The following is a 15,037-nucleotide window of genomic DNA, read 5'->3' on the forward strand; positions in this document are numbered from 1 at the left end:
TCTTTGCGTTTCCAATCCCCTTAGATAGGATAAAAAGAATTCCTGATCATCTGGAAACTCCTCTCGAGAATCAATGAATTTTCCCATAAAGTGATCAAATACCCGATTTTTACCGTCCTTATTAATTCTATTTATAGATTGATTTTTCATTTGAATAAAGTTTGGTGTTTCTAATAACAAACGAACAACCTGTATAAATATTGAATATAATCTACAAAAAGCAAATATTTAAGCTGAAATTATTACGAGTATTATTTCAGTCAATTAATATTGATAAATTTATTATAATAATATTCTACAATCAATCCAGTTAAATTAATATTGGAACAGCCACATACTTATGTCGTACCCAATACATACACTTAAGGAATAAGAGAAACTTCCCCTTCAAATTAGTATGTCTTGACCCCTAGAAAACACTGCAAAATTAAGTTGATTAAGAAACTATCCAAAGTAGTATGCCCAGCAGGCGGTATATTTCAAAAAGGCAAAACCTATCCGGAATTAGTAGCTCACATTGCCAGACAAAACGATTATTATCTAGACCCGGACATACCGTTTGCTACACAGGAACGGGAATTATTTCTGGCCCTCCACCCCCGAGATCTCTGAGGGTTAAATGTCATTCAGAGGAAAGAATTGAATAAACAATTAATGGCCAAGGGTCTTACGCCTAAAGAATCAGCTTCTATAGAAGCAATGAGTACTCTGGGGGTTGCCCATAAAGCTTCGTCATTTTACTCTGAGAAAATAATAGTTGCAAAGATTGAGTATTGTTGCGTTATTCGTAGAAAATAAAATATATGTCACAGATAATTTATCTTAAACAAGAAACCGAAGATCCTATTTATTGTTTGAAGACCGGAGATCAGATTCTCAAATCCGACAACCAAGGCCTTCAAATTAATCAATACTTACAGGGTTTTATTATTCTAGGAGAAACAGTAGAATATATGGTTCCAGATTTGCAGTCAAAATGGGATTCCTATTATGACAATGATGAGCTAGAAGAACCCTTTAATGACTTTCTTAATAGTCTATCAGATGACTATGTGATATTCCATATTGATTCTAGTTCCGGAGCATTACTCGAACATTCTACTTTGATATTTAAATTTTAATTAAACTATAAGCTGGGGCCTTAAACTCCAGCTTGTTTTCATACAGCATTCCTTATCGAAATAATACAATTTCCTTAAAAATCACCACCATGGCTTTAATGAACGATCTTTCTTCAAACGCAACTGATGGAGAAATACGCTTTGCAAATCTTATAAAAGATGTTGATGATGATTATTCGGAATTCAATCCAAGATTATACTATGAACCCAACGGGGTTGGTGAATCACCAGATTTTGCCATGTATAGCAATCAACATGGCGTAATACTATTTGAAGTCAAAGATTTTTCAATTGGCGTAATTGAAAACTTCAACTACAATGAAATGAGACATTTGGGATATGGTGATTCCCAGCTACTATCATTTGAAAAATGTCAGACTTTTAACAGCTACAAGAATGAGTTTAAAAAAGCCTTATTGGGTAATGATAAAGGAATACCAGTTGCGAAAGTTTTCGTGTTCCCTAATTTATTTGCTGATGAAATTGACGAAAAATTCGGAATTGATCTCATTACACCCTTAAAGGGATCAGACAGAGAAGAAAAAAGGCTTGCGTCTAAATTTATTTTCGCAGATGAATTTGAGGATATAGAACAGTTGTTTGCAAAGTTTAATAACATAAAAAGGTTTCGCTATAATGAATCTGATCGGTCTAGGGAAATAGCAATTGATAAAATCACTCGTAAAATTCAGTCTCCAGTTATTTCTAAGGGTAGAGATGGAGGCATACAAACTGCAATGTTTGATTTTAACCGTGGTCAAAATGAAATTTTTGTACTTAGTAAATACCAGGAGAATACCTTAAATAAGTGGTTAAACAAGCCCGGTTATCGGTTCTTAAAAGGGAATGCAGGAACCGGAAAGACTGTGCTGATCATTGCTCGCGCACAATACCTTGCAGAGAGGATTCCTAATTGTAATATTCTAATCACCTATCACTCTTCCTCCCTAGATGGGGTATTTAGACATTTGGCAGAAAAGTACCCGCTTCAGATAAAAACTCAACGAATCATTCAGTTTTGTTATCATAAAATTAAGGGGGATAGTGTGGAGGATAAAGACTGGTCACGATATAAGAAAGAGTGTTTAGAAATTTTACAAGAAGATGAACTTCATCCTCTTCGTGGATTTTATGATTTTGTTATGGTTGATGAAGGACAAGATTTCTGTGCTGACCTGGGAGAAATTATTGATTTGATCACCAAAGGTCAGAATCATAAAGACAAAAATGTATTGGTGGCTTTTGATAATAAACAGGCTATAAATGAGAAGGAGGCCGTAGATACTGTAAAAACTTTTGCAGGTAAGCAAAGAGGACGAGTTAAGATTCTGGATGATTCTTTCCGCTCTCCAAAGGAAATCACCATACGCGCCCAGCGTTTAATAGAGGAAGAAATTCAAAGCGTCAGAAGTGTACCAGATGCCTTTATTCATAGAGAAGTGAATTCCTTTGCGGACGTAATGATCGAGGTAGATAAGCTCATTACCAAGCTTCTATCGAGCGACCGATTCCCTGTGGAAAAGAAAGATATAGCCATAATTTATCCAAGCCTAGGGGTTATGCATCACCGTGTCGATAAAGAGATAAAAAAACTATCGCATCCATATCAGAAACATCACAGAAAACAAATTATACGACCCGACACCCCATCTATCAAGGTATTGAGCTCCTCCTATTGTAAAGGTTTAGATTTTAAGGTGGTTTTTCTGATCTACTTTGATGAAATCACGGAACATGGAGAAGAGGTAATTCATAAGAAAGCGAAACATCATTTATACGTAGCGCTAACTAGGGCCTTGCATTATGTAGTGGCTGTAACATCAAAGCGTAGCGATTTAATGAATCTTATCATTCAACCGATTGAAAAGAAAGAATCTGCCTAAATACTAGTAGACCGCTTCGAGATAGGAATTTTTCAATTCTTCAAGTTCTCTTTGATAACGAGCAATAAAATGGTGTATCTCTCCTTTCATTCTCGATGAAGAAAAATTTTGCTGATGGTGATGATCTTTATTCGCATGACAAAGAACACATAAGCACTCAAGGTTATCATAACGATTATCTGTTTTATCCCCATTAATGTGATGTGTGTGCCAATACCTCCGGTCCATTATCGATCTTGGAGTTATACCACAGGATTCACAGGTGAATTTCCGTGATGTACGATACAGCTTACTAATACGATTGTGATCTTTTGGATATCCAAAAATATCGACTTCAATTCCTTCGCTTTCTTCCTCCAACTTCTCAATTAACAAGTTGAAATCTTTTGTGTCATATATATCTTCATCATTTTCTAAAGCCGCAATCTGACGCCTGCAATTAGCGCATAATTCAAGCGTCTCATCTTTATATAACTCATCGGACTGAATATCTCGAATATCATTTTTAGCGGCATTGGACCATTCATATCTTTTTTTAAAACGACCATCCTGAATGAATGATTGAATTGTAGTACATTTAATAAGGTGAAATTTTGGAAGCTCTTTCGGTCCACCATTATACCGTACATAGGCATGACTAATAAACATATAACCTCGGTATTGGGTTCCCTCATAATCAAGATAAATACCGTCTTCCCTAAACTCAATGGAGCCCTCCCGGAATGCTTTTTCGAAGTCAACGCCTTTGATCAGGCGATATCCTGAACCTATTTGCACCTTAGGATAGCCCCTCTCATCAAGGAACTTATCCAGATTTGTAAACTTATAAATTGCCATTCTCCATTTGTTTTAAGACGGTATTAACTAGAGAATCACTAGACGTGATGATGCGAAATTCCACCCTTCTCGATAATTCATTATCCGGCGGTTGGTTACTCAATGCTGTAAGTTGCTTGGAATCATCCAAAGTTCTTCCAAATGATAATCCATTCGCTGTTAACCAAAATTGTAGTTTGCGTTCCTCCTCGGGAGAAAGATTCTGATAGTATTCCATTTGCCTGAAGTATTTCAGAACTTCTGCAGATCGTTCCTGAGATAGCCGGACGTTGCCGATATAAGGGTCTCTGTCATATGATGGCGCAGGCACCGTATCTGTATGCCCTTCTATTCGTATTTCTGAAATTCGTGATCTGTATTTTTCTTGCCTTAACACGTCAAAATAGCGGGGTAGAAATTGGTTCAGAATCACCGCAAAATCTCTTCGGATATTTGCTTTTCCTAATTCGAAAAGGACGTCGGGGTTAGTAAATTTGATTGAGAGATCCTTGTCTAATTCAACCTCCCATTTCGCAAAATCGTCTTTAAACTCCTTCTCCAATTCCGCGTATAGATTTTCTTTGGTCGCTTTAAATTCTTCAAAAATGATATCTCTCCTTTCCTGCTCTTTTTTAACTTCAAGGATATAAGAAATGGCAATAAACATAAAAATGACCATGAGTCCGGTCATGATATCCGATAGAGATACCCAAATATTTTCTTCTCCTTTCTTGTTTTTAGATAGCATATTTATACCGTTGCGTGTTTTTCAATAATGCGTTGAATTAAACCATCAAGGTTTTGCAATGTGTCATTTAGACGGTTATAGAATTCAGCATTGATATTCTCTAAATCTGCATTTAATGCTTCACTTCCTCGAGCTATTATACCAACACCTTCTTCCAGTTGTTTTTTGGTGTTATTCCAGAACACCTCATTAATATCTTTTATCTCATCGATCTCCTCCAAGCGTATTAGAAGTTTGGCTACGCTATCGCTGAAATTCATTTGATTCCTTACCCAGTGATTTAATTTGTTGGTGGTTTCATCAAATGCCTCTGTATTCTCCTCCAAGGTATCTATGGTTGAACTTAGCTGATTGATGATATTCTGGAATTTGGTGTCATCCACCATGACCTCTTGCAGGGCCTCAATGAGTTTTGTCAGGTGACTGTTGTCATCGGTGAGCTTAGCGGTATTTTCGGTAATTTCTGTAATTGCAGCTGAAGAAATTTCGAACTCCTCAGACACTTTTTCAAATTGATTTGTGAGCTGGGTAATCATGGATTTGTTTTCCTGCTGCCAGGTGTTCATCTGCTGTACACTATTATTAAGCTCTTTGAAATTTTCTTGTATAAGCTTTTCAACAATAGCCGTCATTTGCTTATTAAACTCTTCCGTCGCAGACTTCATAACTTCAACCAGGGCCTCAGTGTTATTTTTGGCTAAAAGCTCGGAGAATTCATCGAATTTTCTGCTGATGAGCTGGCTATTGGCTGCAAGCGTCTGAACGAGATCTATTCTGAATTTCTTGTCCAGTTCTACATTTTCTGATAATGTTTCCCTTAACGTATGAAGTTCAGATTTTAAACTGCTTTGATCTTCCCCGTTAATGGCCTTACTTACTTCCTTCAGGGATTCTCTCTGTTCATCCCTCAATTTCTCCATTTGGGTAAGTAAACTGGTTTCGTCATTACCACCTAAAAGCCGTCGTACCTTTTCTAAAGACTCAGATTGGTCTTTCAAATGCTTTGTGTTGTCATGAGCAACATTCCTGAGCTTCGTCAGATGCGTAGACAAACTTTCATTATTATCACTTACTAATGCAGTGGTTAGTGCTTTGAAATGACCATTTGTGATTTCTTGACCGTCTTTAGTAAGCGTAATAAGTTCCTGAAGCGCGGCCAGTTCATCTGTTGCCTTTGGCGGTTCATCGGACTCTACGGCTCTCAAAACTACCTGTGATATCTTACCGAAAACTAATGAAAGGACGACCCCGGCTATGGAAGTAGTAAAAGCTGTTTTGAGCCCGGTTAATAGCGCCGGTATACTTTCTGTGATGCGATCAACATCAAAACCCCTTAGTCCAAAATAGATTCCGACGAAAGTACCAAGCACACCCAAGGTGGTGAATACTGAGGGGATGCTATCATAAACATAAGGGTTAACACCATCGGTACCCAGTTTACTGAGACGCCAGATGTAAAATGTTGAGAAGAGGATCCAAATAAAGAGTAGAAAATAGCCAATTAGCATATAGCCAGGCATTTCAAATAAGGTGTTCATAGAAAATCAGGTGGTGTTAATGATTATTTATGGCTCAGCACTTTTAGAAAATGCTTTCTAAAGTACCGAAAATAATCATATAATTTATTAGCTATAAGAAAAATCCTATGCCTTTTTGATGAATGGTTAAATTGAAGGATAAACGGAATTAACTCCCTAGACCATCAACCTTTCTAATCGATCTTTGGTAGCTTCCCAATTTGGATATACTTCAGAAAGAAGTTCAAAAAAGGCAGGACTATGGTTGAGGTATTTCAAATGACAAAGTTCATGTACGATCACATATTCAATGCATTTTTTAGGCGCTTTAATCAATTCCAAGTTAAGATGTATTCTTCCGTTTTTATCACAGCTCCCCCAGCGTTTATCCATCCAGCGGTATACCAAATCAGGTTTCTTTCCATATAATTTCTCTGCTAGATGTGCTTTCTCTTCTAATAAATTGTGAAAGTGATAATCTGCTTTCATCTTATACCAGGCTTTTAGGATTCGCTTTACAACATCCTTATTTTCCGGGTTCTTAGCATAAACATGAAAATACCCCCCACTTAATCTGACACACTGTGAAGTTCTTTTATGTATTTTAAGCCGGTACTGTCTACCCAAATATAAATGCGTTTCCCCACTCACATATTTCCTGGGAGGGGTGAGCGGGTGAAATGACAGAAAGAAATCCTGTTGGCGAAGAATCCAGCTGGCCTTTTTTTGGACTTTTTCTTTAATTTTTTTAAGGGCACTCCCCTCAGGCGCAATCACTTTGACCGACTTATCCGGATGCACTTGAATACCCAATGTCTTTCGGTTTGCAAAATCTAATTGAAACTTAATTATCGTGTTCCCGTATTGAATGCTCTGCTCTGACATCTACTGAAATTTACGAACCGCTACCTTCAAACAATCATCTACTAACTTATCGATAACCTCCCATTTGACATCCAGTCGATGTTCTTTTAATAGTTCGTATACGCGATCTCCGGCATCAATGGTGATTTCCCCTAAAATTCCTTTGTTGGGCTCATCCCAACCAACAATCATACTCCCATTCTGGCGTGCCTTTTTTAATATTACTTCTTCCACGGTAAGACTTACCTTTTCATGTAGATCAGTTTTTAAGAGATCAGGCTCATCAAAGGCATCTTTACTAAAATTATAGAAGGCAAGTGCTGCCTCCTTTCCTTTTAGAGCTTCAGGGGCATCGTCTGAGCGGCCATGGTGAAATTTTTCTTCTAATTGACGGGCACGTTTAAGATACTCTGCCTCTTCTATACGCTTTTGGTGGTAGGCCTCAATAGTTTCCTTAATGAGTTGGGATAGCTTCTTATAATAAATCGGGTCGTCCTCCATTTTCATGGAAATTGCCTTTATGGTTCTACTTGCTATATGATCTGCCTTAGCAGCTTTACCAACGACTTTCTCCACTTCGGCTTCCCTCGCCTCTTTATTAAATATATCTACTTGCCCTGTGATTTTCAGAACATCTCCTTCTGTAGATATATGATTATTAATGAGTTTTTGAATTTGAGGCTCAAATTCTTTATAGGACAGATCATCATTATATCGCCGTTTAACATCTACCCGCAGCTTTAAGAAGAATCGTGCGTCTTTTTTATATCTATCAATTTTATCCTGAGGAGTATTTGTCACATATTCTACCGAAGCCAAGGCTACTTTCAAAAGCCTTGAATATGCACTTAACTTTTCATAAAATCTATTACGAATATCTTCGGGAGCCAAGTACTCCTCATAAGCAGTTGCCTCAAGGTTCCGACCTTTTAAGGATGCAAATACATCCCAAAGTTCACTGTGGGCCTGGGGAAGCTGGTCCGTAATTTCAGACACCTTGGTCAGCGTACCTTCGAGTTCTTCTTCCTCAAAGCCTGCCAACCCACTATATGTACTCAAGGCACTGTCCAGATTTTCTAGATTGCCGTAATAATCAATAATGTATCCGTAATCTTTTCCAGGATAAACCCGATTTACACGGGCGATTGCTTGGAGTAAGGTGTGTTCTTTTAAGGAACGGCAAAGATATAGTATGGTGTTTCTAGGTGCATCAAATCCAGTTAAAAGCTTAGCCACTACAATGATAATTTCTGGATGCTCCCGCTTTTTAAAATTTGAAATCACATTTTTCTCAAATTTCTCAAGATCACCATACTTATCAATCATGGCCTCAAAGTATTCATCTTCTAAACGCTTATCCTCATTTACATTATAAAAACCATCTTCAGTTCCCTCTCGTTGATCGGATCGGGTTACAATGACTTCCGAGCTGACTAGGCCAATTTCATCCAGATGTTTTTTATACCGTAGCGCAGCCTTAATAGAAGGTGCTACAAGCTGGGCCTTGGGTTTGTAGGCATCGCCTTCTGTTTGAAAGAAATCTTTATAGTGCTCCGATATATCCCAGGCTCTGGCATATATGATTTTTTCGGTCTTATTCAGCTCATTAACCGTATTCACTTTTCGCTTGAGATTAGCCTTCCCGTACTCACTCAAGGGTTCTGCCAGTTTATCGAAGTATCGGTTAATCGGATCTTCATCTACGGTCATCTTATTATGGCGCCCTTCATATAAAAGCGGTACCACCGCACCGTCTTCCACTGCATCTTTCACCGTGTAGGGTATGCCAATATATCCCCCGAACTTTTGTGCAGTGCTTTTTTCCTTTTTCATCAATGGCGTACCGGTAAAAGCCAGAAAACATGCATTGGGGAAGACCCGCCTCATACTCACATTAAAACTGCCGTACTGAGTCCGATGGCCTTCATCTACTAGCACAAATATATCCGCCGATAAAAAAGGTTGCTTACACTGGTTTACTGCAGCTTCAAATTTGTTTATAATCGTGGTAATTATAGCATCACTTTTATCTTGCAATAGCTCAGTTAGATGCTTCCCGGTTTTAGCCTGCTTAACTTCTTTCTGACATTTTTTAAAAGTATCTGAAATTTGATCGTCCAGATCAATACGATCAGTTACTAGTAAAATTTTGGGATTAGTTATCTCTTTGCTTGTGGCTAATAATTGTGCAAGCATTACCATTGTTAAAGATTTACCACTTCCCTGAGTATGCCAAATCACGCCCCCCTCTCTTTTCCCAGAATTGTTAAAACCGGAAACTCGCTCAAGCGTTTCCCCAACTGCGAAGTATTGTTGATAGCGTGCGATTTTTTTAATCCCGGCATCATAAACAATGAAATTTCGCATCAAGTCCAACAAGCGCTCAGGACGACATAAGGAATACAAGAGTTCGTCTTGTTTGGTGACTGTTCGCTCTTCCTGTTCTAAACCGTCAAAATACCTTTTGGCATAATGAAAGCCGAAAGTACGATCTGAAAATAGCTTTCTTTTCTGTTCTTCACTAAGCGGCTGATTTTTAATTTCGGTTATTTCATAGGAGAAATCTTCTTCCTCAGTTTCATTTCTAAACTGTTCTTTCCATTTAGCCCAAAATTCCTTGCTGGTCCCGGTGGTCCCGTAGCTCCCATCGTTGGTTGCAATGGAAAGGAGTAAATTGGAATAATGGTATAGAGAACGAATACCGTCCTTACTAAAATTGCGAAGGTGCTGTTCTACGGCCAATTCGGTGGGAGACTTGGTCCCTCTCAAAGCCGGACTTTTACATTCAATTACCACCATAGGGATACCATTGACGAACAAAATAATATCCGGGCGATAGGTATCCGATCTTCCTTCCCTTAAAACACTAAATTCTTCGGAAACATGATAGGTATTATTTTCGGGGTTTTCCCAATCCACATATTGAAGGGTATGACTCTTTTTATCCCCATGAATACTTTGCTCCATTGCCTTGCCAAGGGTGATCAGATCATAAAAGGCAGCATTGGCATAAAGAAAACCTTCTTGAATTGGGAGATCTTTTAAGGCAAGCACAGCAGAATTAATGTTAGATTCTGAAAATTTATATTCCCGGCCTTTTCTGGATATAACATTCATCTCCCTTAGCTGCTTTTTCAGGATTGGCTCTAGAAGCACTTGCGACTTCTTCCCGCCACGAAGCTCCAGAGCTTCGTTTGGTGTTAGATAAGTGTACCCGAGATTAATTAAAAACTGCAGGGCCGGAACCTGAGAGATGTGGTCTTCTCTAAACGATGGTGTATACATAATCTAAACTTTAAGCCCTAAAAAGTATTCTTCAATAAAATCCCAACGTTCTTCTGAAGTCATTTCTGTACCAAAGAACTCATGCATAAGCTGCACTCCGGTCAAATGACGCTGATAGATATCTTCAAGCAATTCATTCTGATAATTGCCATAGGCCTCGGAACGCAGGCGGAAAGGATCATTAATACGTACATAAATTCTCGGATTTTCGCCTCCGGAAACTTCATAAGACCCAAGATCTAGTATTTCCAGAATCTGACCGATTTTCACATAGAGGTACTTTTGCGCCGAGTCTTTAGTGAGGTACTTAGTGACATGTTGCCTGGACTGGAAGGTCGAATTTATTTTACGCCTCAGTTGGCTTTCAAGCCACTTCCAGGCCCCATTAACTACCCGGTACTGGAATTCGTTTTTGTCTTTGTCTCTTTTTACCTGTAAGAAATTCGCTTCCGGGCGAACATCATCCAGTCGGAGATTGGGGTTGCTGCCACGCTTCTGACTGAATAAGGGGAGGATATAGTCGGCCAGCCGTTCGGCTTCATCTTTACCCATACCTCCTGAAACCAGCTGAAAGATGAAATCTTTTTTAGTGAAAAACCCCTCAAGATTAAAGAAAGCCCTGGAAAACTGAAGGAAGTACTCCTTGATTCGGGAGACCGTTAAACCTCCACTCTGGTTTATTGTTAGTTCAACCTTAAGTTTCGGTTTCAGGGTGAAATTTTCATAAAGCTCTTCTTTGAAAAAATTTCGTTTAATGATTCCGAATGACTTATCACTGAAACGCTCTTCCCAGATTTGATCCAGTTCCAGCTGTAGGATTAGTTTTTTCTTTTCTTTAAGGGGCGGATAGGGAATAACCCTGTAGCAATCCCTGGGCATTGCAGCCTGAAGGGCAGGAAAATCATCTTCCGAAATGCTGGCAAATACCCTGGCAAACAGGTTTTTCGGCCGGGCTATTAAAACGGGAATCCTGCTGTATTTCGCATTCAAGTCCTTTTCCAGCAACATCAAAGCATTTTTAACTTCATTCTGTAAACGATCCGGTTCATCCTCATTGAAAATATGGGCAAAGTCGTCTGCAGAAAGCAGCATGTTCTGTTTCCTGGAATCGTCATAGAGGGCGATCAGCCGTCTCATAACTTCCCGTAATTGCCAGTTGTGGGTGCGGTTGAGGCCGTGAAGCACATTGATAAACTGAAAATCCCGCTGACTGTAATCTACCATGGCGGTTCCACTCAAACCGCGTTTACGGGCAAGGCGACCAATTTCCTGAATATAATCCGTTAACAGACCGGTGGGAGCAAGGTGATAAATTTGGGTGATGTCATCTATATCCACACCCATCCCGAAGGCCTTAGTGGATACCATGGTGACCACTTCCTCTTCTTTAAAAACCCGGTAGGATTCTTCCTTGCGATCCCGGTCTAATCTTCCGTGGTAGGGGTGAGGGTGCAAGTCTTTTTTAGCGGCTTCGCGGATGATTTCAGAGACATGATTGGTGTAAGGGCAGTACACAATGGTCTTTTTACCGGCCGCTTCAAATTCTCCGATTCGCTCTGCTGCAAGTCGTACTTTCTGAGTCTGAAGATTCCCGGTGATTTCCCGTTGCCGGATGTCGAATTCAATATCATCACGGCGCGCATACCCGATATATTTTTTTGCGGAACGGATCTGCAGACTTTTAATGGTTTCAAAAACCACATCATGACGATCACCATAGGGAGCGGTGGCAGTCAGGGCCATGACTACAAATTTTAAAGGGTTGCCATTGGCGTCCTGACCATACTTGCGGATACGGCTGATATGGTATCCGAGATACCAGTAATCTACCCGGAAATCACGCCCCCAGGTGGTTACGGTATGGGCTTCATCCACGATATATAATCCCAATTTTCGGTCACCCAGAAAATGACTGATATCATAGGAGAGTAGTAACTCGGGTGCCAGGTAAAGCAAATCTATTTCTCCCTGCTGAATACTGTCCAGTACTTCTTCCCTCTGAATTATGGTAATGTCGGAGTTAATATAAGCCACCTTCTGATAACCGGCCTTGTTCTTCAATTGTTCCACCTGATCTACCATGAGGGCTTTCAGCGGGGTAACCACAATACTTAGAGCTCCGTATTTTTCTCCGATATACATGGCCGGCATCTGGAATAACAAAGATTTCCCGGCACCAGTGGGCGCAGTGAGAAAGATATCCTGCATCTGCTGCTCCCGAAGATTTCCATTTTCATATTCCTCTATGGCTGCTTCTACAATTTCGGCCTGACTGATTTCAATGGTTTCTTTGGATATATCCGGATCCGCATACACTTTAAGGCTGCGGAAAGAGTCACTGTTCCAGTGTTTTTTAAGTAATGCATTTAATTCCGGACGGGAGGCTTTGGTAAGGTCGTAGGTAAGTCGGGAAAGCCGGGTGGCAATACCCAGTTTCTTCAGATAATCCAGAATCAGGCCCAGTTGCTCCTTAGCACCGGCATCAACCTTGGTGGCATTATCTACCAGAAGGTGCACCTCTTCCGGAGACGAGGAGCGAATCTTCTCCAGCTGATGCATATAATCCCGGGCATCGTAGTTAAATATGAAATGTGAATCGTTGATTTCAGACTCGGGCAGGGTTGGCAGTGATTTATATTCCCATGGTTGTGGTTCAAAAACTGAGATTACTTCCGCCTTGTCCAGCAACTCCCCATCTCTGTATTGCACAAAGGTGTAACCATTAATATGCAGGGTGGAAGCAATAAGCTGTTGATATTCCGCCTCTTCTATATTTTCGCCTTTTTCTGCCTCCTCTTCCAGATTAGGAAGTTCCAGATCCAGGTTATTAAAGGCAAACTGGTGAACGCTGAAATCCAGAATTTTTATCTTCTTTTTCTTCAGGACAAAGGGCGGAATCTCTTCAAGGGCCAGGATCAGGGCTTCGTAAGAAATGAGGCCTCCTGAATCCTGCATAAATTTTTCCAGAAGTAACTCCTTGCTCTCATCAGAGAAGAGAACTTCGCTTTGAATTATGCCCTCCTTCCAGAAATCATAATCCAGAAATTCCCCGGCCATTGAATCCGGAAGATCTGATAAGCGAATACCTTTCAGGGTTACTATCGTATCAGCGGAAGTATGTATTTTAAGTTGTTCCTCTATTAATTGAGTGATTGACATGGTGGTTAAAATTTAAATTAATTGTCAACGTATAGGGGAACGTTTTCTAGAAGTTTGCTTAGATATTTAATTCAAATGCTTTTCGGCAGCAACAGCAGCTTCATAGGCTAGTTTGTTTGGATATCGGGTAAGCGCAGTTATCCGGCCCTTTCCGCTTTCACCTACCTCTGAATTAAATTCGAAAGTGACGTTTAGATATACCTCATTACATAGGTTCATATTGACGGTTACGTCTTTTAAAACGCTCAACTCACCCTTAGTTTTCTCGTAACATATCGAATAAATGTTTTCCAGGTCCTTTTCAAATTCCCTTCGCTGGGCTGGACTCAGATTTTTAAGTATCTCGTATTCTTTCTTCATGATGTCTTTACACGGGTTTTTCCGGTTAACAGCTGTTGCATCAGGCCTTTTTTCTGTTCTTGCAGGAGCTCCAACGACTTGGCGTAATAATTGATTTCCTGATCAATCGTATTTAGTAGATCAGCTATTTTATCTTGCTCTTTAAGAGTGGGTATTGTTAATTTAAGATTAAAAAAATCTTTAATTCCAATATTGAGTAAACCATGAGCCCTACCACCTTCTTGAGCAATTTTCATCAAATTTTTCACCAATAGCCCTCCTTCGAAATAATTAAGTAGAAAGTCCGAATTCACATTCTTTTTAAGAGAAAAGCATATATAGAGCGTAGTAACCACAGCCTTATCTAAATGGTCAAGACGTTTAAAGGCTCCCATTGGATACCCTTTTGAATAACTTTTATTATATGCAAAATCACCGCGCTTTATTAAGTAGTACCCTGAAAGAGTTTTACTTGCTACGCGTTTATTAAAAAAGTCTTCTTGTCTGATAAACCCCCGCTGAGCGGATATAGTGACGACGTTATCGTTAAGTTCTGTGTTCTTAGTAGTAATTCTTTCGGTGATTTCACCTAAAGTTATTTCCTCCCACTCCCCCTCAAACCCCGGCAGGCGTTTCTTCCCGGTGAGCAGTTGCTGCATCAGTCCTTTTTTTCGGACTTCAAGTTTCTCGATGAGCTGACTCACCTTGTCAATGGCTTCATCCCAGGTGGAGAGAATCTCGGCGATTTTGCGTTGCTCGGGGAGGGGGGGGAGGGGGATTGTTATTTTTAATAAGTCTTTTGTGTATATCGCCGCCACGCTAGTAGTTCCAGTAGCTATTCTTCTTAATATTCTTAGTGAATTATCGCTGTTTAGGCAATAATTCATAAAAAAACTATTCTCTACATGATGATTAAATGTTAGCCTAAGTAAATTGGAATTATATAAAGCATTTTTTAATTCATTCTTCCATATTGCTACCTTACCAACTAATTCAAGGGTGTTTCTAGTGTTGAAAAGTATATCTCCATATTTTAGAAAGTCTTCATGATTCACCGTTTGACTTTCATCTAAGTATTCTATTTTATCTGTAATAATATTTCCCCTACCTACGTTTCCCATCTTTATTAAGGGCGTGTCTGAAATTACATCTGTATTTGCATAATTTCCACCTAGACGATATTCTTCCAGAACTTCTTTAAGGGTAAATATTTCCCAATCATTAGGTATCCATCCCATTTTGGTTTTTTTGAAGCCGTCTCTAGTTTCAGAATTCTCCTTATTTAGATTTATTACTTCCCTCATA

10 protein-coding genes are annotated in these 15,037 nt (G+C 39.5%); 2 read left to right on the forward strand and 8 right to left on the reverse strand.

What is annotated here, in order from left to right:
- The first annotated feature begins 803 nt into the window (after positions 1-803).
- Positions 804-1,121 (forward strand): hypothetical protein, encoded by a 318-nt coding sequence (locus PP178_RS02790; RefSeq protein WP_272592783.1) that lies wholly within the window; start codon positions 804-806, stop codon positions 1,119-1,121.
- Between the two features lie 89 nt (positions 1,122-1,210).
- A complete protein-coding gene (locus PP178_RS02795) occupies positions 1,211-3,004 on the forward strand; it encodes a hypothetical protein (RefSeq protein WP_272592784.1) in 1,794 nt (597 codons plus the stop codon).
- A gap of 3 nt (positions 3,005-3,007) precedes the next feature.
- On the opposite strand, the gene PP178_RS02800 is transcribed toward PP178_RS02795, so the two are convergent.
- The 8 genes from PP178_RS02800 to PP178_RS02835 form a co-directional block, all read right to left on the reverse strand.
- The gene (locus PP178_RS02800; RefSeq protein WP_272592785.1) at positions 3,008-3,841 is read right to left on the reverse strand and encodes an HNH endonuclease signature motif containing protein; all 834 of its coding nucleotides are present in this window, start codon (positions 3,839-3,841) and stop codon (positions 3,008-3,010) included.
- Entirely contained in the window at positions 3,828-4,568 is a 741-nt protein-coding gene (locus tag PP178_RS02805; RefSeq protein WP_272592786.1) for an OmpA/MotB family protein, read from the reverse strand. Before PP178_RS02805 ends, PP178_RS02800 begins: the two co-directional genes overlap by 14 nt.
- Before the next feature lie 2 nt (positions 4,569-4,570).
- A complete protein-coding gene (locus PP178_RS02810; RefSeq protein WP_272592787.1) occupies positions 4,571-6,106 on the reverse strand; it encodes a hypothetical protein in 1,536 nt (511 codons plus the stop codon).
- 156 nt (positions 6,107-6,262) lie between these two features.
- Complete coding sequence (locus PP178_RS02815; protein ID WP_272592788.1) at positions 6,263-6,970, reverse strand: M48 family metallopeptidase; 708 nt, start codon at positions 6,968-6,970, stop codon at positions 6,263-6,265.
- The gene (locus PP178_RS02820; protein WP_272592789.1) at positions 6,971-10,234 is read right to left on the reverse strand and encodes a type I restriction endonuclease subunit R; all 3,264 of its coding nucleotides are present in this window, start codon (positions 10,232-10,234) and stop codon (positions 6,971-6,973) included.
- Positions 10,235-10,237: 3 nt separating this feature from the next.
- Entirely contained in the window at positions 10,238-13,393 is a 3,156-nt protein-coding gene (locus tag PP178_RS02825) for a helicase-related protein (RefSeq protein WP_272592790.1), read from the reverse strand.
- A gap of 66 nt (positions 13,394-13,459) precedes the next feature.
- Positions 13,460-13,753, reverse strand: coding sequence for a hypothetical protein (locus tag PP178_RS02830; RefSeq protein WP_272592791.1), 294 nt, complete (start codon positions 13,751-13,753; stop codon positions 13,460-13,462).
- Positions 13,750-15,036: a restriction endonuclease subunit S gene (locus tag PP178_RS02835; protein ID WP_272592792.1), complete on the reverse strand. Its 1,287-nt coding sequence runs from the start codon at positions 15,034-15,036 to the stop codon at positions 13,750-13,752. The genes PP178_RS02830 and PP178_RS02835 overlap by 4 nt, the downstream gene beginning before the upstream one ends.
- Position 15,037 lies beyond the last annotated feature (1 nt).

This window comes from Zeaxanthinibacter sp. PT1 (genome assembly GCF_028464225.1).
Lineage (GTDB): Bacteria > Bacteroidota > Bacteroidia > Flavobacteriales > Flavobacteriaceae > Zeaxanthinibacter.

Excerpts from the sequence above, each read along its gene's own strand:
- PP178_RS02800 (WP_272592785.1), bottom strand. The coding sequence starts at position 3,841 with ATGGCAATTTATAAGTTTACAAATCTGGATAAGTTCCTTGATGAGAGG.
- PP178_RS02790 (WP_272592783.1), top strand. The coding sequence starts at position 804 with ATGTCACAGATAATTTATCTTAAACAAGAAACCGAAGATCCTATTTAT.
- PP178_RS02835 (WP_272592792.1), bottom strand. The coding sequence starts at position 15,036 with ATGAGGGAAGTAATAAATCTAAATAAGGAGAATTCTGAAACTAGAGAC.
- PP178_RS02825 (WP_272592790.1), bottom strand. The coding sequence starts at position 13,393 with ATGTCAATCACTCAATTAATAGAGGAACAACTTAAAATACATACTTCC.
- PP178_RS02815 (WP_272592788.1), bottom strand. The coding sequence starts at position 6,970 with ATGTCAGAGCAGAGCATTCAATACGGGAACACGATAATTAAGTTTCAA.
- PP178_RS02795 (WP_272592784.1), top strand. The coding sequence starts at position 1,211 with ATGGCTTTAATGAACGATCTTTCTTCAAACGCAACTGATGGAGAAATA.
- PP178_RS02810 (WP_272592787.1), bottom strand. The coding sequence starts at position 6,106 with ATGAACACCTTATTTGAAATGCCTGGCTATATGCTAATTGGCTATTTT.
- PP178_RS02805 (WP_272592786.1), bottom strand. The coding sequence starts at position 4,568 with ATGCTATCTAAAAACAAGAAAGGAGAAGAAAATATTTGGGTATCTCTA.
- PP178_RS02820 (WP_272592789.1), bottom strand. The coding sequence starts at position 10,234 with ATGTATACACCATCGTTTAGAGAAGACCACATCTCTCAGGTTCCGGCC.
- PP178_RS02830 (WP_272592791.1), bottom strand. The coding sequence starts at position 13,753 with ATGAAGAAAGAATACGAGATACTTAAAAATCTGAGTCCAGCCCAGCGA.